Origin of the sequence: Nocardioides zeae, from assembly GCF_030818655.1 — a bacterium.
Taxonomy (GTDB): domain Bacteria; phylum Actinomycetota; class Actinomycetes; order Propionibacteriales; family Nocardioidaceae; genus Nocardioides; species Nocardioides zeae_A.
Window position 1 is genome coordinate 516,676 of record NZ_JAUTAN010000001.1, and the last position, 23,829, is coordinate 540,504.

Genomic DNA, 23,829 nt, shown 5'->3' on the forward strand with positions numbered 1-23,829 from the left:
GCTTTCGCGGTTCCGGAGGGGACCCAGCGGCACCCAGGGGCACTCGGGAAGGACGCAACGCATGGCCTCGGACGACCTGTCGACCGGCACGAGCAGCTGGCGGTTCACCCGCCGCGGGTTGGTGCGCATCGTCGGCGCCGGCGGCGTGGCGGCCGCGCTCGGCGGTGCCGTCGCGGCGTGCAGCGGTGACGGGGGCGGCTCGGGCGACTCGGGCTCCGGGGCCAGCGGCGGAGCCGGCGGGGACGCGGCCGACCCGGTCGCGATCGTCACCAACCTGCCGGAGGGTGACGAGCCGGTCGCCGTCGACACCCAGGTGCAGGTCGAGGCGCAGAACGGCACCCTGTCCGGCGTCGCGCTCACGACGGCCGACGGCGCCGAGGTCGCGGGCGAGATGCGCGAGGGCGGCATCAGCTGGGCCGCCGGCAGCCTCCTCGACCCGGGCGCGTCGTACACGCTGACCGTGCAGGCGACCGGGGACGGCGGCGACACCTCCACCGAGCGCTCCTTCACCACGGTCGACCTCTCCCTCGACGAGCTGACCTACCCCTCGATCGCCCCCCTGGCCGACGAGGAGGTCGGGGTCGGCATGCCCGTCGTCGTGCGCTTCGACCTGGCGGTGACCGACCACGCGACGTACGAGCAGCACATGCGGGTCACCAGCGAACCGGCGCAGGAGGGGTCCTGGCACTGGTTCGACGACCACGAGGTGCGGTGGCGGCCCCGGGAGTACTGGCAGCCCGGCACGGCCGTGACCGTCGACGTCGACGTGAAGAGCCTGCCCGCCGGCGGCGGGATCTACGGTCAGGAGAGCCGGACGGTCGCGTTCACGATCGGACGCTCGGTGATCCACCGCGTGGACGCCACGACGCACACGCTGACCTCGGTGGTCGACGGAGCGACGGCACGCACCATGCCCATCAGCGCGGGCAAGCCGGGTTTCGAGACCCGGTCGGGCATCAAGGTCATCATGGAGAAGTTCCGCGAGAAGACCATGGACGCCGCGACCACGGGCATCGAACCGGGGGACCCGGACTACTACAACATCGAGGACGTGCAGTACGCGCTGCGCGTCACCACCTCCGGCGAGTTCCTGCACGCCGCCCCGTGGTCCGCCGGCTCGCAGGGCGTCGCCAACGTCAGCCACGGCTGCGTGGGCATGGCGACGGACGACGCGCGCTGGGTCTTCGAGAACTCCCGCCGCGGCGACGTCGTCGAGGTCACCGGGACGGACCGGCAGATGACCCTCGAGAACGGGTGGGGCGACTGGAACGCCACCCCGGAGGCGTACGCCGAGGGTTCCGCCCTCTAGGCCCGCGCGGCGCTGCGGACCAGCCCGTCAGGGATAGGCCGTACGACGCATCGTCAGCAGGAACGACGACTCCAGCCACGCGTGCTGGAGCAGGAGCCCCACCACGAGCACCCCGCCGAGCACGACCGCCTGGCCGGCTCGGGGCCAGCGGCGGCCGAGCGTCGGGAACGGCCACCAGACGACGAGCAGCAGGAGCGCGTAGCGCGTGATGCTCGGCGTGGGCCGGGCCGTCACGAGGAGAAACGCGCCGTAGGAGACGGCCCAGGCGCGCAGCTCGGGCGTCCAGGCCCGCGCCGCCGGCTGCAGGACGATCGCGAGCACGAGGAGCACGACGACGGCGACGTCCGCCGCGAGCGTGGCCCCCGTGACGCCGAGGAGCTGCCCCAGCCAGGTCTGCCAGCTGCGCTCCTCGGTCAGCACCCAGGCGCCCTGGGTGAGGAGGTACGCGTTCGGCTCTCCCGTGACCACGGCGGCCACGAGCGGCCAGAGCCCGAACGACAGGCCCGTCAGCACCACGAGACCGCCGAGGCGGAGGAGCTCGCGGTGGGGGAGGGGACCCTCCGCGCGCCAGCGCCACCAGGCGTGGACGAGCAGCACCGGCACCAGGGCGAGGACCACCGGTCGCGTGAGCGCGAGGAGCACGACCCAGGCGGCGACCGCGCCGTACCTCCGCCGGGAGAGCGCGTCGAGGACCAGCACGATGAGGAGGAGGCTCAGACCCTCCGTGTACGACGTCTGGAGGATCGCCCCGGCGGGTGCGGCGCTGATCGCCGTCGTGGTCACGAGGGCCACGTAGCGGCCACCGTGGCGGGCGAGCAGCCGGTACAGCAGCACGAGGGCCACCGTCGACGCCACGAGGCTCACGGTGGAGGCCGCGAGCCCGAACGAGGCGCCGGTGAGCGTCATGACCAGGCGGGCGAGAGCGGGTAGCGCGGGGAAGAACGCCCAGGGGTTCTGCTGGACCTCGCCGTCGTACCGGGGGAGCTCGGTGGGGTAGCCCTGCTCCGCGATGGTGCGGTACCACTGCCCGTCCCAGTTGGTGACGAGGTCGAAGTAGCCGGGGTCGGCGGGCACGGGTTCCACGAGGTAGAAGCCCTGACCCACGTCGAGGGCGACCTGGTCGGCCCCGAGCCGCACCAGCATCCAGGCGTCGGCCAGGCGCGTCAGGAGCACGAGCGCGAGCGGCGGGAACCACCACGGGAGGCTGTCGAGCAGCGCCGCCGGGGAACGCCGACGGGCGCCCGGATCCTCGTCGGATCCGGGCGCCCGTGCGGAGGTGGACGTCACCATGGGGTGGAGGTCAGCCGGCCCGGAGGCCGGCCGCCCTCAGTGTCCCTTGACCAGCGCGTCGCGGTCGTCGTCGTGCGAGCCGGCCTCGAGCTCGTGGCCGTCGTGCCCGTCGTGGTGGTGGTGCGCCGCCTCGAGCTCCGCAGCCGTGGGGGGCTGCAGGTTGTCGGCGAACCAGAACCGGTTGAGGGCCAGGCGCAGCCGCTCCTTGCGGTTGTGGGGACGCTCCACACCGTTCTTGTCGACAGCGGGCTCCAGCTCCAGGAGCTGGTCGCGCTCGCGCTCGACGATCAGCGCCTGCTTGGCGTCGGGCAGCGGCAGGTGCCGCTCCGAGTAGGCGCCGTCCGGCGACCGCTCGATGATGCCCGTCTCGTAGCCGTGCAGCGCCTGCTCCTTCGCGTGACGCTGGAGCGAGATGCACCAGCGCTTCGTGATCCAGAAGGCCAGGATCGGCCCGAGGAAGATCGCGGCACGCAGGAAGTAGGTGATCTGGTTGATCGAGAGGTCCAACCTGATCGCGATGATGTCGTTGCCGCCGGCGAACAGCGCCAGGACGTAGAACGTCACGAGCGCCGCCATGAGGCCGGTGCGGGCAGGGGTGTCGCGCGGACGCTGGAGCAGGTGGTGCTCCCGCTTGTCGCCCGAGATCCAGTTGTCGATGAACGGGTACAGGATCAGGAAGATGATGATCAGCGTCGGCACCATGATGACGGTGAGGAACACCGGCAGCGCGAGCGTGACGCCCCAGAAGCTGACCTCGGTCCAGCCCGGGATGATGCGGAGGAGGCCGTCGGGCCAGCCCATGTACCAGTCGGGCTGGGATCCTGCGGTCACCTTCGTCGGGTCGTAGGGCCCGTACATCCAGATCGGGTTGATCGTCATCAGGCCGCCCATCAGCGCGGTCGCGCCGAAGACGATGAAGAAGAAGCCACCCGCCTTCGCGGCGTACACCGGCAGCATCGGGAAACCGACGACGTTCTGCTCCGTGCGGCCGGGGCCGGGCCACTGCGTGTGCTTGTGGTAGACGAGCAGCAGCATGTGGGCGGCGATCAGGCCGAGGATCAGGCCGGGGATCAGCAGCACGTGGATGATGTAGAGCCGCGGGATGATCGAGTGGCCCGGGAACTCGTCACCGAAGAGCAGGAACGAGCCGTAGGTGCCGACCACGGGGATCGACTTCACGAAGCCGTCGGCCGCGCGGACGCCGGTGCCGGAGAGCAGGTCGTCGGGGAGCGAGTAGCCGGTGAAGCCCTCGAGCGTGCCGAGCGTCAGCAGCAGGACGCCGATGACCCAGTTGATCTCGCGGGGCTTGCGGTAGGCGCCCGTCAGGAAGACGCGCATCATGTGGATGAGCATCGAGCCGATGAACAGGTGCGCCGCCCAGTGGTGCATCTGGCGGAGCAGCAGGCCGCCGCGCACGTCGAACGAGATGTGCAGCGAGGAGTTGAAGGCCTCCGAGATGTACGAGCCGCGCAGCGGGGCGTAGGAGCCCTGGTACTCGATCTCGGTCATGCTCGGGTTGAACCAGAACGTCAGGAAGATGCCCGTGATGAGGAGGACCACGAAGCTCCACAGGGCGATCTCGCCCAGCATGAAGGACCAGTGGTCGGGGAAGACCTTGCGCAGGTTCTTCTTGGCCAGGCCGGCCAGGCCGAGACGCTCGTCGGCCCAGTTGGCGGCTGCGCCCACCTTCGACGGCTTGCCGCTGCGGGCAGCGGTGCCTCCGTTGGTGTCGGCAACCTTGGACGTCGTGCTCATGGTCAGCCACGCTCCCAGTAGCTCGGACCGACGGGCTCGTCGAAGTCGCCCATCGCGTAGAGGTAACCCTCGTCGTCAGCAGCGAGGTGCATCTGCGGGAGGGGGTGCCCCGCCGGCCCGAAGACGACCTTGCCGGAGTCGGCGAGGTCGAAGGTGGACTGGTGGCAGGGGCACAGCAGGTGGTGGGTCTGCTGCTCGTTCAGCGCGATGGGGCAACCGACGTGCGTGCAGATCTTGGAGTAGCAGACGATCCCGTCGACGTCCCAGTTCTCACGGTCCGGGTTGCGGACGATGTCGCCGGGCGACATGCGGAGGACGATGACGGCGGACTTGACCTTCTCGATGAGCAGCTGCTCGTGGTCGAGGGCGGGACGGAGCTCCTCGCCGTCCGGGCCGATCGGCGCCGGGAGGTGACCCTCGGAGTTGGGGACGAGACCCTCGGGCTCGCCGTTGAGCAGGTCGCCGATCTCGAGGTCGGCACGGTTGATCCGCGTGCCCAGCACATCGCGGACGATGTACATGCCCTCCATCCAGAAGGTCTTCTCGAGGCGGCTCGCGCTCATGTTGCGGGGGCCGAGGTCGCGCAGCGCCACGATCAGCGGGACGCCCGCGAAGGCGAGCGCGCCGAGGAGCGTGTTGCGGATGAGCGGGCGGCGGCCGATGCCGGACTCGTCGAGGCCCGCGGTGAGGGCCTTGAGGGTCGTCTCCCGGTCCTCCTCGCTCGACGCGGCCGGGTGGCGGAGCTCGGCGATCTCGACGTCGGTCATGAGCTTGCGGGCCCACTGGATGACGCCGACACCGATGGCCAGCATGCCGAGCCCGAGCGTGAGGCCGAGGAACAGGTTCGACGCGCCGAAGCCGAGGAACGTGTCGATCTCGCGACCGATCTCGAAGCTGAAGTAGGCCACCACGAAGAGGACGGCGCAGATCATCGAGAAGACGAAGAGTCCGGCGACCTGGCGCTCGGCGCGCTTCTCCGCCTTGGGGTCGACGTCCGTCGGACGCCAGACGTGGGCCGGGAGACCGGGCGCGACGTCCTGGTCCTCCAGGGGCTCCGGGACCCGCGAGTGTCCCGCTCCGTCGCCGGCGGCGGGGAGGTTGCTCTGGTCGCTCACGCCGTTTCCTTGCCCTTCTTGGTGCGGGTCGTGTGCGCCGCGATCCACACGGCGAATCCGACGAGGCCGCCGATGCCGACGACGAAGACGTAGAGGCCCTCACCCACGGGGCCGAGGCCGCCGAGGCTGAAGCCACCCTGCTGGGGCTGCTCCTGCAGCGTCTCCAGGAAGGCGATGACCTCGCGCTTGTTCTCCGGCGGGATGTTGCCGTCCGAGAACACGTCCATCTGCGACGGGCCGGTCAGCATGGCCTCGTAGATGTGCTTGTCGCTCACGCCGCGCAGCGAGGGCGCGTAGCCACCGCGGGGCATGGCGCCGCCGCGGCCGTTGAAGTTGTGGCACGCGGTGCAGTTCGTGAGGAAGATCTGCTGACCACGGTTGATCGCGGCGTCGCGCTCGTCCTCGGGGAGGTCGTAGATGTAGCTCGGGTCGTAGTCCGACTCGTCCGGCACGTCCGGGCCGGGCGCGAGCGACTGCACGAACGCGGCGAGGGCCGCGGTCTCGTCGTCGCTGTAGGCGACGTTCTTCCGGGGGTTCTGCTGACCCGGCTGCACCATCGGCATGCGGCCGGTGCCGACCTGGAAGTCCACGGCCGCGCCGCCGACGCCCTGCAGCGAGGGGCCGAGCTGGTTGCCGTTGACGTCGAGGACGCCCTCGCCGTTCTGGCCGTGGCACGTCGAGCAGCCGACGAGGAAGAGCTCGCGGCCCTGCTCGACGAGCTCGGCGTTGTCTTGCGACTGCTCCGCCTGGCCGGCGGGCGCGAGGGCGGCGTAGGCACCACCCGTCACGAGCAGGGCGACCAGGAGGACCGCGAGGCCGGCGAAGCGGCCGCGGCGGTGGCGGGAGAGCCGGCCCGCAGATCGGTTCAGGAAACGCAACGTGATGTCCCTTGTTCAGGTCCGGACGAAAGTGCTCGTGCGGTAGGTCGGGGGCAAGAGGGGCGACCCGGGGGTCACATGATCAGGTAGATGGTCGCGAACAGACCGATCCACACGACGTCGACGAAGTGCCAGTAGTAGGACACCACGATGGCGGACACGGCCTGCTCGTGCGTGAACCGCCGCGCGATGTAGGTGCGCCCCAGGACCAGCAGGAACGCGATGAGTCCACCCGTGACGTGGAGGCCGTGGAAGCCGGTCGTCAGGTAGAACATCGAGCCGTAGGCCGAGCTCTGCATCGTGAGGCCGGCGTGCACGAGCTCCGTGTACTCCAGCGCCTGGCCGGCCATGAAGACGGCGCCCATGGCGTAGGTGAGGATGAACCACTCGCGCATGCCCCACAGGCCGACCTGGTGGAGCTTGCCGATGCGGGCGACGCGCGGGCCGCCCTTGGCGGCCGGTCGCTCGATGGCGAAGACACCCATCTGGCAGGTGACCGAGGAGAGCACGAGGATCGTCGTGTTCGCGAGCGCGAACGGGACGTTGAGGTGCTGCGTGTCGGTGGCCCAGAGGTCCACCTCCGCCGCACGGATCGTGAAATAGGCCGCGAACAGCGCCGCGAAGAACATCAGCTCGCTGGAGAGCCAGATGATCGTTCCCACGCTGACCATGTCGGGGCGGCCGTGCTGCCCGCGCAGACGGGAGGCCGGGATCGCTGCAGTTGCTGTCGCCACGAGCGCCATTATGGCCCGAGGACGGGTGGGTTGTGACCACTGGCCCCCCACAAAGTCCGACGCAGTGTCGTAGACCGCGTAGCGGCGCGGAATTTACGGTGAAATCAGGCTCCCCACAGGGACGGGTAGCATCGCGCGGGTGAGCGCGATCCCTGAGCACCGGCCCGCCGCCGCGACGACCTCCGAGGAGCCGCTGACGATCCTCGTCTACAGCGACGACGTCCGCACGCGGGAGCAGGTGGTGCTGGCGCTCGGCCGCCGGCCCCACCCCGACCTCCCGGAGGTGCGGTACGTCGAGGTGGCGACCGAGCCGGTCGTGCGGGAGCAGGTGGCCGGCGGTGGCATCGCCCTGGCGGTCCTCGACGGCGAGGCCGTGCCCGCCGGTGGCATGGGCATCGCCAAGCAGCTGAAGGACGAGGTCTACGGCTGCCCGCCCGTGCTCGTCCTCACCGGACGTCCGCAGGACGCGTGGCTCGCCACGTGGTCGCGCGCCGAGGCCGCCGTGCCGCACCCCGTCGACCCCGTGCTGCTCGCGGAGACGGTCGTGTCGCTGCTGCGCGCCCGCCTCGCGGTGTCGGCACGGTGAGCGCGCCGGTGTCGTCGGTCTCCTCGTCGTGGCCCGAGGTGCTGTCCGCCCTCGTCGCTCGTCACGACCTGTCGCCCGCCCAGGCGGGCTGGGCGATGAGCGAGGTCCTCGCCGGCGAGGCCACGCCGGCGCAGGTGGCGGGCTTCGCCGTCGCCCTGCGCGCGAAGGGCGAGTCCATCGACGAGGTCTCGGGCCTCGCGGACGCGATGATCGCGGCCGGTACGCCGCTGTCCGTCCCCGGGCGGCTCCTCGACGTCGTCGGCACCGGGGGTGACCGCTCGATGTCGGTCAACATCTCGTCGATGTCCGCGATCGTCGCCGCCGGTGCCGGTGCGCGGGTCGTCAAGCACGGCAACCGCTCCGCGTCGTCCAAGTCGGGCAGCGCCGACGTGCTCGAGGCCCTCGGCGTGCGCCTGGACCTGCCGGCGAGCCGGGTCGGCGAGCTGGCCGAGGAGGTCGGCATCACCTTCTGCTTCGCGGCGGCCTTCCACCCCGCGATGCGTCACGCCGCCGTCGCGCGGCGCGAGCTCGGCATCGGCACGACCTTCAACTTCCTGGGCCCCCTCACCAACCCGGCCCGGCCGGGTGCGCAGGCGATCGGGTGTGCCGACCCCGCGATGGCGCCCGTCATGGCCGGCGTCTTCGCCCGGCGCGGCGTGGACGCCTGGGTGTTCCGCGGCGACGACGGTCTCGACGAGCTGACCACCACCACGACGTCCTCCCTCTGGGTCGTGCACGGGGGAGAGGTCCGCGAGGAGCGGGTCGAGCCCGCCGACCTCGGGTTCGCCCGCGCCACCACGGAGGACCTGAGGGGCGGGGACGTGTCCTACAACGCCGCCGTCGTGCGTCGTCTGCTGGCCGGCGACCGTGGGCCCGTGCGTGACGCGGTGCTCCTCAACGCCGGTGCGGCTCTCGCCGTCCACGGGCTCGACGACCCGGCCGCGGCCGCCCTGCCCGTCGCGGAGCAGCTGGCCCGCGGCGTACGGCGGGCGGCGGACGCCATCGACTCCGGTGCTGCGGAGGCGACCCTGGCCAAGTGGGTGGAGGCCTCGGCGGCCTGAGGCCGGCCTGGGGTCGGCCTGGGGTCCGCTCAGGCGGCGGGCTCGGCGGCCGGCGGCGTCGGCGTGGCCGGTGGCGCGAGGGTCCCCGGCAGGTCGAGGGCGTAGGACTCCCCGAGGCGGCGGAAGCCGAGCCGCGCGTAGTAGGGGTCCTTCATGTTCGCCGGGGTGATCACCCGGCGGATGCCGCGGTTGCGGAGGATGTCGCTGCGCAGCCAGACGTACTCGCCCGCGGCGCAGTCGCGGAACCCGGGCGTGACCCAGTCCAGCTCGACGTGCGCGACGTCGCCGCTCGTGCGCAGCACCACGACGCCCACGGTCTGGTCGCCCTCCTGCACGAGGTAGGCCTGCAGGTCGGTGCGGGTGGGGTACCACACGAAGTCGGGCTGGTGCTCGTGGATGTCGACGTCGTGCGTGCGGAGCACGTGGTTGAGGTAGGCGTCGTCCGAGCCCACCGCGAGCACCGTGAAGCTGCGGACCCGGGCCGTGGCCGTCGGCGTCGCCGCGGTCGCCGAGCGACGGGACCGGCCGACCCACAGCCCGACGACCGCCGCCACGACCACCAGCAGCACCAGGAGGGCCGGCCAGGGGTCGATGCTCGGGGTCACAGTCGCGATCGTACGAAGGCCCCGATCGGCGACCGGCTCCCTTAACCGAAGCGTGACGTGAGGTACATCACTTCAGGTGAGGTGTCAGTCGAGGCCGAGCGAGAACGCGGACTCGAGGTCGTGCCGCGAGTAGGTGCGGAAGGCGATGTGGGTCTCGGTCGCCAGGACGCCCTCCACCTTGTTGAGCCGGTCGGCGACGACGGAGGCGATGTCGTCGTGCTGGCGCACCCGCACGAGGGCGATGAGGTCGATCTGGCCGGTGACCGAGTAGACCTCGCTGACCCCGTCGAGCGCGGCGATCGACTGGGCGACCTCCGGGATGCGGTCGACCTCGGCGTTGACGAACACGATGGCGGTGATCACGGTCGAAGCCTAGGCCGTGGCGCCGTGGGGGGCGACGGTCGCGGGGCGCGCGCCGCGGCCTACCCACCCCGGTCGTGGTGCGAGGCCACCGCTTTCTGAAGGTCTGGCACCACGACCGGCGGGTCGGGCTGCTGCGGGCGCCCCTGGCGCTGGAACTGGGACCTTGGTACGCCGCCGCCACGCCCCGGGCCGCACCGAGCGCACAGTCCCGAGGGTGGGGTGGAGCCACCGCCTGCACCGGCCACCCCGGGTCGTGGTGCGAGGCCACCGCTTTCCGCAGGTCTGGCACCACGACCGGCGGGTCGGGCTGCTGCGGGGGAGCGGCGGGCCGGCGGGCGACCGGGGGTACGTCGCGGTCAGCGGACGGGGCGGTGGTGGGTGCTGAGGGGGCGGCGGTCGTCGAAGGGGGCCGCGGCCGTGCGGGCCTGGTGCTGCGCCTCACCGATCCAGAGGTGGCGGGCTGCACCGCCGACGGGGCAGGTCCAGGCGCCGTCCACGTCGACGAGCCGCACGCCCGGTTGCTCGAGCCAGGTCAGGACGGCCTCGGTCTCCTCCGCGCTCGCCGCCGGCACCGGGCCGGGCGCGGGGCGCACGGTCTCGGCGCCGGCCCGGAGGGTGGCGACGTACGCCTGCGCGTCGTGGCCCGGCGGGATCACGCCCGCCGCCGCCAGCCGCCCGTGGCGGACGACGTGGACGGCCCAGCGGGCGTCGTCGCCCCGGTGCACGGCCACGAGCTCGGGCAGCCGGGTGAGCGCGACCAGGCGCTGGGTGCGGGCGGCGGCGCGGACGAGCGCCACGAGCCGGTCGCGGTGGAGACCGGCCTCCTCGAAGCGCTCCTGCTCCGCGAACGTCGTCATGCGGGCGCCCAGCCGCTCGACCACCTCCGTGGGGTCGGCGACGAGGGCGGCGCGGGTGGCGCCGACGACCGCGTCGTAGTCCTCCCAGGTCACGCTCCCGTCGCACGGCGACAGGCACCGGCCCATCTCGGCGAGGACGCAGGGCGTGCCGTTCGGGGTGCGGGCCATCCGGCCGGCGCACTGGCGCAGGGGATAGGTGTCGTGGAGCGCGACCACGGTGGCCTCGGCGCCGCGACGCGAGCCGAAGGGACCCAGGTAGGTCGCCCCGTCGTCGAGCACCCGGGTCACGAGCGAGAGGCGCGGCCAGGGCTCGTCCGTGAGCTTGACGAAGTGGGTCTTCTCGGGGAACCGCGACCGGCGGTTGTAGCGCGGCTTGTGCTCCGCGATGAGCCGCAGCTCACGGACCCGCGCCTCCAGCGGGGTCGCGCACTCGATGGTGCGCACCCGTTCGGCGACCTGGATCATCTCGCCCATCCTCGACCGGGTCTCGGAGGCCGTGAAGTAGGACCGCACCCGTGTGCGCAGGTCCTTCGACGTGCCCACGTAGAGCACCCGGTCGGACGCATCGACGAAGAGGTAGACCCCCGGCGCGTGGGGGAGGCCCTCCGCCAGGTGTCGCTTGCGCCGCTGCGCGGTCGTCACCTTCGAGCTGAAGGCCTGCAGCTCCTCGAGCGTGTGGACCCCCAGACCACCGAGGCGACCGATGAGGCCGTGCAGCACGTCCACGGTCGCCCGCGCATCGTGCAGGGCCCGGTGGTCGGGGGTCGTCGTGGCGCCGAAGAGCTGCGCGAGCGAGCCCAGCTTGCAGTTCGGCGTCTCGTCGCGCGTCACCACACGACGGGCGAGGCGGGCGGTGTCGAGCACCTCGAACGCCGGCCACGGCCGCTGCTGCTCACGCGCGAAGTGCTGGAGGAACCCCACGTCGAAGGGCGCGTTGTGGGCGACGAGCACGCACCCCTGCGCGAACTCGAGGAACGAGGGCAGCACCGTGTCGATCGTCGGGGCGTCGACGACCATCGCCGTCGTGATGCCGGTCAGCACGGTGATGAAGGCCGGGATCTCCTCGTGGGGGTTCACCAGCGTCTGGAACTCGCCGAGGATCTCGCCGCCGCGGACCTTCACGGCCCCGACCTCCGTGATCTTCGAGCCCGCCGCCGGTGAGCCGCCGGTCGTCTCGAGGTCGACGACGCAGAAGGTGACGTCGCGCAGCAGGCGCCCCATCTCGTCGAACCCGCGCTGCTCCTCCCAGCGCGAGGCCTCGCCGCGGGGTCGTCCCGTGGGACGCGGACCCGGCCCGGGAGCGGGCCTCGGCCCGGGGCCCGGCGCGGGCCGCGGCGTGGTGGGGCGGGAGTGCTGGTGCCTCATGCCGCGGGACGCTAGGCAACGGCACCGACAGTCCTGCTCCGCGCCACTAGGCTGGAGGAACTGTGACCACCACGAGCACCGACCCCGCCGCGCTGCCCGAGCCCCTGCGGGCCCGGGTGGTGCAGCTGAGCGCCCAGGTGCTGCCCGACGTCGGGGTGCTGCCGCCCCCGCTGCGCAAGGTCGCCACGTTCGCGCCCCAGCGCCGTGCCCGGCTCGGGGGAGGGCAGATCGCCGCCGCGCTGGGCGACGACGACCTCCGCGACCGGGTCGCGACGCAGGTCGTGGCGCGTTCCGACCTGGGTGGGCTCGCGACGGAGCTGCTGGGCCCGGCCACGGGGGACGACGAGCAGGAGCGCGAGGTCCGCGACCTCCCCCTGCACGACCCCGTCGACGTCGCCGCGCTCCTGTGGCTGGTGCGCCCCCCGGGCTGGGAGGCGGCGTACGACGCGGCCCTGGCGCGCCTCGACGAGGTGCGCGACGCGGCGGTTGCCGCGGAGGACGCCGAGGCGCGGCGGGCCCTCGAGCGGCGGGTCGCGGTCCTCGAGGACGAGCTCGCCCGCCAGCGGGTCGAGGCGCGGGAGCAGCACGACGCGCTGCGTGCCGAGAACACCTCCCTGCGGCGGAAGGTGGGCGAGGCGCGTGCCGCCGGGCGGGGTGCCGACGAGGCCCGCGAGCGGGCGCTCGAGGAGCAGCGCCAGGCCCAGGAGCGGGCGACCGCTGCCGCCTCCGCCGCCGAGGGCGAGGTGCGTCGGCTCCGCCGCCAGGTCGAGGAGCTGCAGGCCCAGGTCGCCACCCGTCGCGGCGGCGCGCGCGCCGAGCGGGAGGACGCGACGATGCGGACGCGGCTGCTCCTCGACACCCTCGTCGCCTCGGCGCAGGGCCTGCAGCGCGAGCTCGGGCTGCCCGCCGCCCCGGAGACCGCGACGCCGGGGGAGCGGCACGAGGCCTCGCTCGTGGCGACCGGGACCCGCACGACCTCCGCAGCCGGCGCGCTGGGCACCGGCAGCCCGGCGCTGCTGGAGCAGCTGATCGCCATGCCCCGCGCCCGGCTCATCGTCGACGGCTACAACGTCACGAAGCAGACGTGGGGCGGTTCGTCGCTCGAGGTGCAGCGGCTGCGCCTCGTCAACGGGATCGCCCCCGTCGTGGCGCGCTCGGGCGCCGAGACCACCGTCGTCTTCGACGCCGCCTCCTCCCCGACGCGGCCCGTCATCACGGCACCGCGGGGCGTGCGCGTGGCGTTCAGCCCCGAGCACGTCATCGCCGACGACGTCATCCGCGACCTCGTCAACCTCGAGCCCACGGGCCGGATGGTCGTGGTCGTGACGAGCGACCAGGCGCTCGCCCGCGACGTACGGCGCGCGGGGGCCACCGTCATGGACGCCGTGGCGCTGGCCGGACTGCTCACCCGCTAGCAGGCCACCCGGCACGCAGGAGTCGGCTCGGGTTGGGCTGGCGTTCTCCTCGACCGGCGACAACGGCTCGAGCGGCCGTCTCGTGTCCCCGGTCGCGCCGCCGTGCGTCGCCGAGCGTCACCGAGGAGTCCCCGTGCTGCCCTGGGTCGTCATCCCCGCCCTCAACGAGGCGGACAACCTCCGCGTGCTGGTGCCGCGCGTGGTCGAGCACGCCGTCGCGCTCCACCCGGACGCCCGCGTGCTGCTCGTCAACGACGGCTCGACGGACGACACCGCGGAGGTGATGCGGACGCTCGCCGCGGCCCACCCCTCCGTCGAGCTCGAGATGCTGCGGCACAACCGGGGCAAGGCCGCCGCCCTCCGGATCGGCTTCGAGCGCGCGCTCGAGGGCGGGGCCGACGTCGTCGTGATGATGGACGCCGACGGCCAGGACGACCCCGCGGAGCTGCCGGCCCTGGCGGCCGCCCTCGCCGAGGGGGCCGACCTGGTGACCGGGGCGCGCCTCACGCGCCGCGACCGGTTCGTGAAGCGCACGACCTCGCGGGTCTACAACCGCACGACGGCCCTGCTCTCGGGCGCGCCCGGCAACGACTTCAACTCGGGGTTCAAGATGATGCGCGCCGAGGTGGCGGCGGACGTCGTGCCGATGCTCTACGGCGAGATGCACCGCTACCTCACGGTCGTCGCCCACGACCTGGGCCACCGCGTGGCCGAGGTGCCCGTCGAGCACCACCCGCGCATGTCGGGGTCGAGCAAGTACGGCCTCGCGCGGTTCTGGCGCGGCTTCGCCGACCTCGTGACGGTGCGGTTCCTGCTGTCCTACGAGAACCGGCCCTCCCACCTCTTCGGCGGCATCGGCTCCGCCTGCTTCGTCCTCGGCGGCCTGGTGCTCGCCTACCTCACGGTCCTCAAGGTCGTGACCGGCGCGACCATCGGCGACCGTCCGCTGCTGCTCGCGGGCGTGCTGCTCGTGCTCGTCGGCCTCCAGCTGCTGCTGTTCGGCCTGCTCGCCGAGCTCGTGGTGCACGCGCGGCAGCAGGCGCGACCGGGCCGGGACGTGCGACCGACCTACGACGCCGGCCGCCTGGTGGCGGACGTGCGGCGTACCGACGCGTGAGCGGACCCCCTCCGCAGGTGCCGCGGCCGCTGCTCGCCGTGGCGGCGGCCGTGCTGCTCACGACGGTGGCCCTGGCGGTCCACGGCGCGTGGACGACCGGGGTGTCGTGGGACGAGACCTACCACGTGGGTCGGATGCGGAGCTTCCTCGAGCACGGCTGGTACCTGCTCGAGGGCGACCTCGACGGCGACCGGCCGGGTGCGTGGGAGGACCAGGCCTACGTCTACGCGCCGGTGACGGCCCTCCTCATGCACGCCGCGGTCGTGCTCGCGGGCCTCGAGGGTCCGCGGGAGGTCGTGGCCACCGGCGACGCCTACGCCGTGCGCCACCTCGTCGTCGTCACCATCGGGCTCGTCGGCACGCTCGCCGTGGCCGCCACCCGCCCGCGTGCTGCTGCGGTCGTGGGGCTGGGCGGTCGTCGCGGCCGCCGTGCTGGGGGCGATCCCGATGTGGACCGGCCACACCATGTTCAACGTCAAGGACGTGCCCGTCGCGACGGGCTGCACCCTGGTGACCGCCGGCCTCGTGGTGCTGCTGACCCGGCGGCCGGGCGGGCCGCGCTCCGCGGCGTACGTCGCGGGGGCGGCCCTCGTCGTGCTCCTCGGCTGGGTGCTGGCGATGGGCACGCGTCCGGGCATCTGGCCGACGCTGGTGGCCAGCCACGTGGTCGCGGCGGCGCTGCTCCACCCGCGGCTGCGGGCCGGGACGCCCGCCGTGCGCGCGGCGGGACCGCTCGTCGGACTCGTGCCTGTCGTGGCGTGGCTGGTGCTGCTGGCGATCTACCCGGCGGTCTTCGCGACGCCGCTGACGACCCTGCGGGAGTCGGCGCTGTCGTCGTCGCGCTTCGACGAGCGAAGCGGCCAGTGGTTCTACGTGCCGGCCCTGCTGGTGGGCGAGGTGCCGCTCGTGCTCCTCGGGCTCGTGCTCGTCGGCTCGGTCCTCGCCCTGCGCCGCGTGGTCGGCGAGGTGCGGGTGCCGTCCGTCGGCACGGCGGCCACCGCCTGGCTGCTCGTCGGGGTCCAGGCGTGGACGCTGCCGCTCCTGGCGGTGGTGCGCGAGTCGAACCTCTACAACGGGCTGCGGCAGCTGCTCTTCATGGTGCCGGCGATGGCTCTGCTGGCGACGCTCGCCGTCGCGGCGATCGCCGGTGTCGTGGTCCGGTGGCGCGCGCGGTCGGTGGGCGTCGCGCCCGTCCCCCTGCTCGGTGTCGTCGCGCTGGGTCTCCTCGGGCCGACGCTCGACCAGGTGCGGCTGCACCCCTACGGCTACGCGTTCGCGACCCTGCCGTCCTACGCCGTCGCCGAGGCGGCGGACACCGACTACTGGCGCACGAGCGCCCGCGAGCTGGCGCCGTCGGTGCCGGCGGGCTGGGTGACCTGCTCCCCGGCGCTCGACGGCGAGCGCCGCTCGCTGCGCCGTTCCCTCGACGGTGACGAGGACTGCGCACGCGACCTCATCGGGCCGCTGTCGGCCTGGGCCGACGTGCGGGGCACGGATCCCGTCGCCGCGGCACCGCTCGGGCCGACCGAGTTCTGGGCGATCACGGCGGGCCCGCGCCGCCCCGGAACCAACTGCGTCGAGGTGGCCCGCGTCGACCGGCCCGGCCCCCTGCCGGGGATCGGCACGCTCCTCGGCCTGCCCGCCCGCGACGTCATGAGCCGCCTCGCCCGGTGCGAGCTGGTGCTCCCCGCGCACGACGGGGGCGTGCTCACCTTCGGCCCGGGCGGCGACGGGGGCGAGCTGGAGCTGGGCGGGTGGACCGCGCACGCCACGGCCGCGGGCATCCGGCTGACCGGCGACCGCGGCGAGGTCGGGTTCACCACGGCGGGGTCGTGGGCCGCGGGCGCGGAGCTACGCGTCGGGCTGGTCGCCCCGGTCGGACCGGACGCCGTCCGGGTGCGCGTGAACGGCACCGAGGTCGCGCTGCGGGGGAGCGGGACGCGGCTGACCGCCGCGGTGCCCGCCGACGTGCTGGCCGCGTACGGCGGGGGTCGCGTCGTCATCGCGCTGGAACGCGTCGCGGGTGACGCGCCGCGCCTGCTGACCCTGGAGCTCGCCGACGCGGCGGGGTCCCGGGCTGGAGAAGGGAACGGATGAGGTGAAGGGTCTCTACGTGCGGCTCCTGCGGGCGCTGCGGGGCGTGCTGCGGACGACCGGGCTGCTGCGGCTGCTCGACCGGTGGGCGGCGCGCTCGCGCACCGGCCTGTGGGTGCGGTCCTGGCTGTCGATCTACGACCTCGACGAGCTCGTGCGGCACGACGTGCCGTGGTGGACCTTCGACGCGGCCGACCGGGTCGAGGCGTTCCTGCGCGAGCGACCGGCATCTCGGGCGCTCGAGTGGGGCTCGGGGGCGTCGACGGTCTGGCTGGCGGCCCGCTGCGCCGAGGTCGTCTCCATCGAGCACGACGTCGACTGGGCGGCGTCCATGCGGCCGGTGCTGCCGGCGAACGCCGAGCTCCGCGTCGTACCGCCCCAGGACGCGCGCACGCGGCTCACCCGGGAGGTCGTGCCCTCCGCCAAGGCGGGGTTCGCCGACCTCGACTTCGCGGACTACGTGGCCGAGGTGGACCGGGTGCCCGGCGACTTCGACCTCGTGGTCGTCGACGGCCGCGCGCGGGAGGCCTGCCTCGAGCGGGCCGTGGGGCGGGTCGCGCCGGGCGGGCTCGTGGTGGTCGACAACGTCGACCGGGCCCGCTACCGCGACGCCATCGCCCGGGTCGAGCGTCGGCTCGGGGGCCGGGCCCGCGTGACGTGGACGCGGGGACGCACGCCCACGCTGCCCTACCCGACGCGCACCGCGCTGCTCGAGTCGAGCCCGTGAGCCGGGGGCAGGTGCGCACCTGGGGGGTGCGGGCGGTCTTCCTCGTCGTCGTGGTGGGGTGCATGGCCTGGAGCCTCGACGGGCGGTGGGACGAGGTGGCCCGGGCCGTGCGCCGGGTGCATCCCGTCGCCCTCGCGGCGGCGGTCCTCCTCACCGGTGCCGGCCTGCTCGCGACGTCGGTCGTGTGGCGGCGGACGCTGGCCGCCTTCGGGCACGACGTGCCGCGCCGGGAGGCACGCTCGGTGTTCTTCGTGAGCCAGCTCGGCAAGTACGTGCCCGGCGCCGTCTGGGCGATCGGCGTGCAGGCCCGGCTGGCCGCGCGGCACGCCGTCCCGGTGCGCGTGACGGTCACGACGGCTCTCATGTTCACGGGCATCCACCTGCTGACGGCGGGGATGCTCGGGGGCGCGCTGGTCGCGGCGGGCGTGGCGCCGGCGCCGGGACCGCGGTGGCTCGGCGGGCTCGCCGCCCTCGCCTGCATCGGCGGCTTCGTGCCGGCCGTGACCCGTCGCCTGCTGCGGCGGGCCGCCGGGACCGACCTCGTGGTGGGGTGGCGCGAGCCGCTCGCGGTGGTGGGGCTGATGGCGGTCGCGTGGTCCTGCTACGCGGCGGCGCTGCTGCTGCTCGTCGAGGACCGCTCGCCGGCGATCCTGGGGGCGCTCGCCGGGGCGTTCGCGCTGGGGTACGTCGCCGGTGTGCTCGTCGTCGTCGCCCCGGCCGGTCTCGGGGCGCGGGAGGCCACCTTCGTGGCGGTGCTCTCGCCGGTCACGGGGCTCCCGGTCGCCACCGCGATCGCGCTGCTCGCGCGCCTCGTGCACACCGTGGCCGACGTGGTGCTGGCGGCGGTCGCGTGGCGTCCGGAGCGGGTGGCCGCGGGCGGTGCCGTGGCGACCGCCGGGCCCGTCGATGCAGAACTGTCGGTGCCGGCTGGCACCGTCCCGGGCCATGACGACGATCGACTGTGACAGCTGTCTCGTGCGGGGGCTGCACTGCCACGACTGCGTGGTGACGGCCCTCCTCGGCCCGCCCCCCGAGCAGGGGTTCGACAACGAGGAGCAGGCGGGCGCTCGACGTGCTCGCGGCCGGCGGTCTCGTGCCGCCGCTGCGTCTCGTCCAGCCCGTCCGCGGGCCGGAGGCAGGCACGGCCTGAGACGCGCGGACGTGGCGTGCGTCTCCGGCCGACACCCGGACCGGAGGTTTGCCGCCGTGGAGCCGCGCGACTACCCTCGGGCGAGGCCTCCGTGGAAGTGGACCGACCGGTTCGCGCGGAGGTCGCGCCGAGTTCGGAGCGCGTGCCGTCGCAGCAGTGCCGGCGGGTGGTCCGGAGCCGGGGAACCAATTCCCCTGGGGTGAATCGCACGTGAGGTGCGGACCGATCGGTCCGCGAGGAGCGTGCGTAGGGCAATGTCGTGCCCGAACCCGTCAGCTCACCCGGTAGGCGTACGACACGTGTGAGGAGAACGCCGGCTCGTGCTGGACGGACGAAAGCGGATCGGTGCTGGACTGGCCGCGGCCGCAGTGATCGGTGTGTCCCTGCTCCCGAGCGCCCCCGCGGCGGCGGAGCCGGACATCGAGGACGTGAAGGCTCAGATCGAGCAACTCTACCACGAGTCGGAGCAGGCGGCCGAGCGCCGCAACGACGCTGAGCTGGAGCTCGAGCGCCTGCAGTCGGAGCTCGAGCTGCTGCAGCAGGACGAGGCCGCGCAGAGCGACGGCTTCGACTCCGTGCGCTCCCAGGTGGCGGACTCCGTCGTGGCCCAGTCGCAGGGCAGCAGCATCTCGCCCGTGGCCGAGGCCGCGCTCTCGGACGACACGGCCGCCTTCCTCGCGCAGCTCTCGACGGCGTCGACCTACAGCAACATCCAGGGCCGCCTCGTCGACGCCTACTCGACCGAGCTGCAGGCCCTCGAGGTGCGCCGGTCGGCCACCGAGGAGCGGGTCGCGCAGATCGCCGCGGTGGAGGAGCAGGCCGCCGAGGAGAGCGCCACCATCGACCAGAAGGTCGACGAGGCCGAGGCGCTGCTCGCCGAGCTCGAGGAGGAGGCGGCCGAGGAGGCTGCGACGCTCTTCGCCGACGAGGGCACCGCCGACACCTCCCAGGCCGCCGAGATCGCGGCCGACGTCCCCGTCTCCGGCCGTGCGGGTGCCGCGGTGCAGTACGCGCTGGCCCAGGTCGGCGACAGCTACGTCTACGGCGCCTCCGGCCCGGACTCCTTCGACTGCTCCGGCCTCACCTCGATGGCGTGGGCGCAGGCCGGCGTCTCGCTGCCGCACTCGTCGAAGGCGCAGTTCAGCTCCGGCCGCAAGGTGTCGCGCAGCGAGCTGCAGCCCGGCGACCTGGTGTTCTACTACAGCCCCATTAGCCACGTCGGCATCTACATCGGCAACGGCCAGATCGTGCACGCGGCCAACCCCCGGTCGGGTGTCGCCATCGCCTCCGTCGGATCGATGCCCTACTCGGGCGCCGTCCGCCCGGGCTGAGGCTCCTCTCAGCCACGACCGCTACCGTGCCGGTCGTGCCGCACGACACGCAGGACCACGAGACCCCCGCTCCGCACCCGGAGCGGGGGTCTCGCCGTGTCGGGTTGCTGGTCGCCGGCGGTGGGGCGCTCGTCCTCGTGGCGCTCGCGGCCGTCCTCGTGCCGTGGCACCCCGTGCCGGGCGGCGTGCCCGACCCCGCCCCCGCCTCCTCGGTGCTCACCGCGCAGGAGATCGCGCGGGGCGAGGCCTTCGGGACCTACGCGCGCTGGGTCAGCTGGAGCTCGCTGGCGGTCTCGTTGGCGGTCGCGCTCTGGCTGGGTCTCGGCGCGCGGGGCGCTGCCCTCGTACGCCGCGTCCCCGGCCCCTGGTGGGTGCAGGTGCCCCTCGGGGCCCTCGCGGTGCTCGCCATCGGGCGGTTCGTCACGCTCCCGTTCGCGCTCGCCCTGTGGCGGCGCCGGGTGAGCGAGGGGCTGTCGACCCAGGGCTGGAGCGACTGGTTCGCCGACCTCCTGCTCGACCTCGTCGTGGGCGTGGTCGGGACGGCGATCGCGCTGCTCGTGGTGATCGGGTGCGCCCGCCGGTGGCGCACGTGGTGGCCGGCGATCGCGGGCGGGATCGCGGCGGCGCTGGTCGTCCTCGGTTCCTTCGTCTACCCGGTCGTCGTCGAACCCCTCTTCAACGACTTCACGTCCCTGCCGGACGGGCAGCTGCGCACCGAGATCCTGGCCGTCGCGGACGCGGAGGGCGTGTCCGTCGACGACGTGCTCGTCGCCGACGCCTCGCGACGCACCACCGCGCTCAACGCCTACGTCTCGGGCTTCGGCAGCACGCACCGGGTCGTCCTCTACGACACGGCGGTCGGCGGCCTCGACCAGGACGAGCTGCTCTCGGTGGTCGCCCACGAGCTGGGACACGCGAAGAACCACGACGTGGCGGTGGGCACCGCCCTCGGCGCCGCGGGCGCCCTCGTCGGGGTCGGGCTGCTCGCCGTGGTCGTCGGTGCGGGACCGCTGCGGAGGCGGCCCGGTGTCGGCGGGCTGGCCGACCCGGCCGTCGTGCCCCTGGTGCTGGCGCTCTTCGCGGTCGGCTCGTTCCTGGCGTCACCGATCGAGAACGGGATCAGCCGGCAGATCGAGCGCCGCGCCGACGTCGTCGCGCTGCGGACGACCGACGATCCCGACGCGTTCATCGGGTTGCAGCGCGAGCTGGCGGTGCGGTCCGTCGCGGATCCGACGCCGAACGCGTGGGGGCAGCTGTGGTTCGGCAGCCACCCGACCATGCTCGAGCGCGTCGCCACCGCGCGGCGGGTGGCGGGGGAGTAGGAGTCTGCCCGAAATGCAGATCGACCCCGCTCCGGAGGGAGCGGGGTCGATCGTCGGCGCTGGGTCAGCGCAGACTCCGAGGATCAGCCGTCGGTGCCGGTGCCACCGGTGCCGTCGGTACCGAGCTTGCTGCTGGTGTCGGAGAAGATGCCGGCCAGGTCCTGGTAGAAGAGGAAGACGGCGCCGATGATGAGGGCCGCGAGCGCCGCGACGAGCAGGCCGTACTCCACGGCGGAGGCGCCGCGCTGGTCGGCCTTGGCCTTCTGCGCGCCCAGCAGGATGGCGAGGAACTGGATCATGGTGATCACCTTTCGGGGTTGAACGAGTCGCCGTTCGGGTTTCTCGGGGAGGTCGGTCCGGGTTCCCCCGGGCGATGCCCTGATCCTCCGCCAGCTCGACCCCCGCGCACATCGTGTGATCGTCCGCACTCGGGTAGTCCTTTCGGACTAGGACGCTCGGTGGGACCGGGACCCGAAGATCCCCCACCCGTTCGGGGCGCGCCGAGAGATGCTCAGTCGGCGCGGCGCTGCACGCTCGAGAGCAGCCCGACCCGCATGGCGGTGACGACGGCCTGCGCCCGGTTGGTGGCGCCCAGCTTCTGGTAGATGCGGGCGATGTGGGACTTCGTCGTCGACTCGCTGATGTGCAGCCGCTGCGCGATCTGCTGGGTGCCGAGTCCGTCGGCGAGGTGGAGGAGGATCTCGTGCTCGCGCTCCGACAGCCGGGTGGACTCCCCCGACATGCGCCGCACCATCGCCTGGGCGAGCCCGGCGCAGATGAAGGTGCGGGGCGACCGGGCGGCGTGCGCGGCGGTGCGCACGACCTCGGCGGCCGGCGCGTCCTTGCCGACGAAGCCGGAGGCGCCCGCCTCCATGGCGGCGAAGATCTGGTCGTCGCCGGAGTGCATGGTGAGGATGACGAGCCCCACCGTCTCGGACTGCGCCCGCAGCCGCCGGACGATGTCGAGCCCGGTGCCGTCCGGCAGGTGCAGGTCGGTGACGACCACGTCCGGCTGCAGCCCGTCGTAGGCCGCGACAGCGCCCGCGACGTTCTCCGCCTGCCCGAGCACCCGCATGCCCGGGTCGCGGGTGAAGGCGGCGGCGAGACCCGCCCGGATCAGCTCGTGGTCGTCGACCAGCAGGATGGTGGTGGGGTCGTCCGTCACCGTCGTCCTCCGTGGGGTTGGGGTCGGTTGCCGGGACGCCGGGCGCCCAGGGCGACGTATACCACGGTGCCCATCGCCGAGCTGTCCACCGAGAGCGATGCGCCGACGAGCTGGGCCCGCTCGCGCATGATGGTCATCCCGTGCGAGTCCTCGCGGGCCGGTCCCAGACCGGTGCCGTTGTCGCGCACGACGATCCGGGCCCGGGGCGCGTCGACGAGGCACTCGACGTCGATCTCGCTCGCGCCCGCGTGCTTGACGGCGTTGGTCATCGCCTCCTGCGCGATGCGCAGCAGCTCCGCCTCGACGTCGGGCCGCAGCCGGATGGCGCGCTCGTCCACCGTGCAGCGGATGGACAGCCCCGACGAGTCGCTGAGACGACGCGCGAGCCCCGAGATGGCCTCGCCCAGGCTCTGGTTGGCGTCCACGTCCATGCGCAGGGCGGTGACCGAGGCCCGCACCTCCCCGACGACGCGCGAGATGGTGCCGCGCAGCAGCTCGACCTGGGGGCGCAGGTCGTCGGGCAGCGGGCCGTCCGCCATCGCGTCGACGAGGTAGCCCATCGACGCGATGTCCTGGGCGACGCCGTCGTGCATCTCGCGGGCCAGGCGGTGACGCTCGTTGCGGGTGGCGGCCGCGTTCACCTCGGCGAAGACCAGTGCCGTGTCGAGCTGGGTGGTCAGGCCGACCAGGCGGGCGCTCGCCGCCTCGAGGCGTTGCACCAGCCCCCGCCGGCCCCCGGCCGGTGAGGGCGAGAGCTCGCCCTCGATCAGCAGCAAGCGCCCGCCGATCGAGGCCAGCGGCAGGGCGAAGTCGCCGCCGCTCAGCACCGGCCTCCCGTCGTCCAGTGCCGCGACCAGCGTGTCCGGGACGTCGGTGCCGGTCTGCGTCCCGTGCCCGGCGCTCTCGAGCAGGGAGCCGGTCGGCACCGGGGTCAGGCCGCGCTCGTCCCGCAGCCACAGGGAGGCACGGATGGCGGGGATGTCGTCCTGGAGGGTGCTGAGCAGGCGCGCCCCGATCGACTGGGGGTCGAGGCCGGCGTCGAGCACGTCCGTCAGGGCCAGGAGCTGCTGCAACAAGTCGATCGCGTCACGGTAGGGAGTCAGCTCGGCCTGACGACTCTGGTTGAACCGCAGGTAAGCGCCAACGAGGCCAACGCCCAGCCCGAAGGCGAGGGTGGCGAGAAGCTGTCCCGATGCGTCCACCGGAGGCCGGGTTTCGAGCTGGACCAGGACAAGGCCCAGCACCGCGATCTCGACGAGGATGAGCCCGGCTGCCCCGCGTATGCCGAGGCTGAGCCCGCCGAGGAACGGGGGGATGGCGAGCGCGAGGACAGGGACCGCATCCGCCTCGACGACCGCGTAACCGCAGATTGCGGCCACCGCGACCGCCTCGGCGACAGCGAGAGCGAGTTTCGGCACCCACCGGAGCGCCGACAACGATGTCGCCACCAGCCAGACGATGGCGAAAAGCAGCACGACGGCCAGGCTTCTCGTGTCGCGCAGCCACAGGGCGGGGCCGGCGACGGCGCACAGGCCCAGGATCCGGGCGACTGCCCCGATCTCGAAGGGTCGGACCACTTGGAGCCTCAGG

General features: G+C 73.4%; 21 protein-coding genes and 1 riboswitch. Of the genes, 10 read left to right on the forward strand and 11 right to left on the reverse strand.

The genetic code is table 11. The annotated features are described in order from the left end of the window. Positions 1 to 61 precede the first annotated feature (61 nt). Positions 62 to 1,309 (forward strand): L,D-transpeptidase, encoded by a 1,248-nt coding sequence (locus tag QE405_RS02410; RefSeq protein ID WP_307198626.1) that lies wholly within the window; start codon positions 62 to 64, stop codon positions 1,307 to 1,309. Positions 1,310 to 1,336: 27 nt separating this feature from the next. Here QE405_RS02410 and QE405_RS02415 read toward each other — a convergent pair whose 3' ends face one another. From QE405_RS02415 to ctaE, 5 genes are all read right to left on the reverse strand, one after another. Next, on the reverse strand, positions 1,337 to 2,599 hold the full coding sequence (locus QE405_RS02415) for a hypothetical protein (protein WP_307198627.1): 1,263 nt from the start codon (positions 2,597 to 2,599) through the stop codon (positions 1,337 to 1,339). Between the two features lie 36 nt (positions 2,600 to 2,635). Next, positions 2,636 to 4,354, reverse strand: a complete 1,719-nt coding sequence (gene qcrB, locus QE405_RS02420; RefSeq protein ID WP_307198628.1) for a cytochrome bc1 complex cytochrome b subunit — start codon at positions 4,352 to 4,354, stop codon at positions 2,636 to 2,638. A gap of 2 nt (positions 4,355 to 4,356) precedes the next feature. Continuing rightward, entirely contained in the window at positions 4,357 to 5,469 is a 1,113-nt protein-coding gene (gene qcrA / locus QE405_RS02425; protein WP_307198629.1) for a cytochrome bc1 complex Rieske iron-sulfur subunit, read from the reverse strand. After that, entirely contained in the window at positions 5,466 to 6,347 is an 882-nt protein-coding gene (gene qcrC / locus QE405_RS02430; RefSeq protein WP_373459436.1) for a cytochrome bc1 complex diheme cytochrome c subunit, read from the reverse strand. The genes qcrA and qcrC overlap by 4 nt, the downstream gene beginning before the upstream one ends. Before the next feature lie 74 nt (positions 6,348 to 6,421). Further along, positions 6,422 to 7,090 carry an aa3-type cytochrome oxidase subunit III gene (gene ctaE, locus QE405_RS02435; RefSeq protein WP_444939676.1) on the reverse strand — a complete coding sequence of 223 codons (669 nt, stop codon included), beginning with the start codon at positions 7,088 to 7,090 and terminating at the stop codon, positions 6,422 to 6,424. Positions 7,091 to 7,220: 130 nt separating this feature from the next. On the opposite strand from ctaE, the gene QE405_RS02440 reads away from it, so the two are divergent. Both QE405_RS02440 and trpD read left to right on the forward strand, forming a co-directional pair. Continuing rightward, positions 7,221 to 7,667: an Rv3143 family two-component system response regulator gene (locus QE405_RS02440; protein ID WP_307198630.1), complete on the forward strand. Its 447-nt coding sequence runs from the start codon at positions 7,221 to 7,223 to the stop codon at positions 7,665 to 7,667. Beyond that, a complete protein-coding gene (trpD, locus tag QE405_RS02445) occupies positions 7,664 to 8,728 on the forward strand; it encodes an anthranilate phosphoribosyltransferase (RefSeq protein WP_307198631.1) in 1,065 nt (354 codons plus the stop codon). The genes QE405_RS02440 and trpD overlap by 4 nt, the downstream gene beginning before the upstream one ends. 29 nt (positions 8,729 to 8,757) lie before the next feature. On the opposite strand, the gene QE405_RS02450 is transcribed toward trpD, so the two are convergent. From QE405_RS02450 to QE405_RS02460, 3 genes are all read right to left on the reverse strand, one after another. Then, positions 8,758 to 9,333 (reverse strand): hypothetical protein, encoded by a 576-nt coding sequence (locus QE405_RS02450; protein WP_307198632.1) that lies wholly within the window; start codon positions 9,331 to 9,333, stop codon positions 8,758 to 8,760. Positions 9,334 to 9,417: 84 nt separating this feature from the next. Continuing rightward, the gene (locus QE405_RS02455; RefSeq protein WP_307198633.1) at positions 9,418 to 9,696 is read right to left on the reverse strand and encodes an Lrp/AsnC family transcriptional regulator; all 279 of its coding nucleotides are present in this window, start codon (positions 9,694 to 9,696) and stop codon (positions 9,418 to 9,420) included. A gap of 356 nt (positions 9,697 to 10,052) precedes the next feature. Continuing rightward, complete coding sequence (locus QE405_RS02460) at positions 10,053 to 11,918, reverse strand: DEDD exonuclease domain-containing protein (RefSeq protein ID WP_307198634.1); 1,866 nt, start codon at positions 11,916 to 11,918, stop codon at positions 10,053 to 10,055. A gap of 62 nt (positions 11,919 to 11,980) precedes the next feature. Between QE405_RS02460 and QE405_RS02465 the strand changes: the two genes are divergently transcribed. From QE405_RS02465 to QE405_RS02495, 7 genes are all read left to right on the forward strand, one after another. Next, positions 11,981 to 13,333, forward strand: coding sequence for an NYN domain-containing protein (locus QE405_RS02465; RefSeq protein ID WP_307198635.1), 1,353 nt, complete (start codon positions 11,981 to 11,983; stop codon positions 13,331 to 13,333). A gap of 133 nt (positions 13,334 to 13,466) precedes the next feature. Then, positions 13,467 to 14,450 (forward strand): glycosyltransferase family 2 protein, encoded by a 984-nt coding sequence (locus tag QE405_RS02470; protein ID WP_307198636.1) that lies wholly within the window; start codon positions 13,467 to 13,469, stop codon positions 14,448 to 14,450. Between the two features lie 387 nt (positions 14,451 to 14,837). After that, positions 14,838 to 16,547, forward strand: a complete 1,710-nt coding sequence (locus QE405_RS02475) for a hypothetical protein (RefSeq protein WP_307198637.1) — start codon at positions 14,838 to 14,840, stop codon at positions 16,545 to 16,547. Between the two features lies 1 nt (position 16,548). Beyond that, complete coding sequence (locus QE405_RS02480) at positions 16,549 to 17,271, forward strand: class I SAM-dependent methyltransferase (RefSeq protein WP_307198638.1); 723 nt, start codon at positions 16,549 to 16,551, stop codon at positions 17,269 to 17,271. Continuing rightward, positions 17,268 to 18,236 (forward strand): lysylphosphatidylglycerol synthase transmembrane domain-containing protein, encoded by a 969-nt coding sequence (locus QE405_RS02485; RefSeq protein ID WP_307198639.1) that lies wholly within the window; start codon positions 17,268 to 17,270, stop codon positions 18,234 to 18,236. Before QE405_RS02480 ends, QE405_RS02485 begins: the two co-directional genes overlap by 4 nt. Positions 18,237 to 18,568: 332 nt before the next feature. Continuing rightward, positions 18,569 to 18,727, forward strand: a riboswitch (cyclic di-AMP (ydaO/yuaA leader). A gap of 14 nt (positions 18,728 to 18,741) precedes the next feature. Then, positions 18,742 to 19,752 (forward strand): C40 family peptidase, encoded by a 1,011-nt coding sequence (locus tag QE405_RS02490; protein ID WP_307198640.1) that lies wholly within the window; start codon positions 18,742 to 18,744, stop codon positions 19,750 to 19,752. 35 nt (positions 19,753 to 19,787) lie between these two features. Further along, the gene (locus QE405_RS02495) at positions 19,788 to 21,074 is read left to right on the forward strand and encodes a M48 family metallopeptidase (protein WP_307198641.1); all 1,287 of its coding nucleotides are present in this window, start codon (positions 19,788 to 19,790) and stop codon (positions 21,072 to 21,074) included. Between the two features lie 83 nt (positions 21,075 to 21,157). Here QE405_RS02495 and QE405_RS02500 read toward each other — a convergent pair whose 3' ends face one another. From QE405_RS02500 to QE405_RS02510, 3 genes are all read right to left on the reverse strand, one after another. Beyond that, a complete protein-coding gene (locus QE405_RS02500; RefSeq protein WP_307198642.1) occupies positions 21,158 to 21,373 on the reverse strand; it encodes a Flp family type IVb pilin in 216 nt (71 codons plus the stop codon). A gap of 212 nt (positions 21,374 to 21,585) precedes the next feature. After that, positions 21,586 to 22,239: a response regulator transcription factor gene (locus tag QE405_RS02505; RefSeq protein ID WP_307198643.1), complete on the reverse strand. Its 654-nt coding sequence runs from the start codon at positions 22,237 to 22,239 to the stop codon at positions 21,586 to 21,588. Then, positions 22,236 to 23,816 (reverse strand): sensor histidine kinase, encoded by a 1,581-nt coding sequence (locus QE405_RS02510; RefSeq protein ID WP_307198644.1) that lies wholly within the window; start codon positions 23,814 to 23,816, stop codon positions 22,236 to 22,238. The genes QE405_RS02505 and QE405_RS02510 overlap by 4 nt, the downstream gene beginning before the upstream one ends. Positions 23,817 to 23,829 lie beyond the last annotated feature (13 nt).

Excerpts from the sequence above, each read along its gene's own strand:
- qcrB (WP_307198628.1), bottom strand. The coding sequence starts at position 4,354 with ATGAGCACGACGTCCAAGGTTGCCGACACCAACGGAGGCACCGCTGCC.
- QE405_RS02410 (WP_307198626.1), top strand. The coding sequence starts at position 62 with ATGGCCTCGGACGACCTGTCGACCGGCACGAGCAGCTGGCGGTTCACC.
- QE405_RS02415 (WP_307198627.1), bottom strand. The coding sequence starts at position 2,599 with ATGGTGACGTCCACCTCCGCACGGGCGCCCGGATCCGACGAGGATCCG.
- QE405_RS02500 (WP_307198642.1), bottom strand. The coding sequence starts at position 21,373 with ATGATCCAGTTCCTCGCCATCCTGCTGGGCGCGCAGAAGGCCAAGGCC.
- ctaE (WP_444939676.1), bottom strand. The coding sequence starts at position 7,090 with ATGGCGCTCGTGGCGACAGCAACTGCAGCGATCCCGGCCTCCCGTCTG.
- QE405_RS02460 (WP_307198634.1), bottom strand. The coding sequence starts at position 11,918 with ATGAGGCACCAGCACTCCCGCCCCACCACGCCGCGGCCCGCGCCGGGC.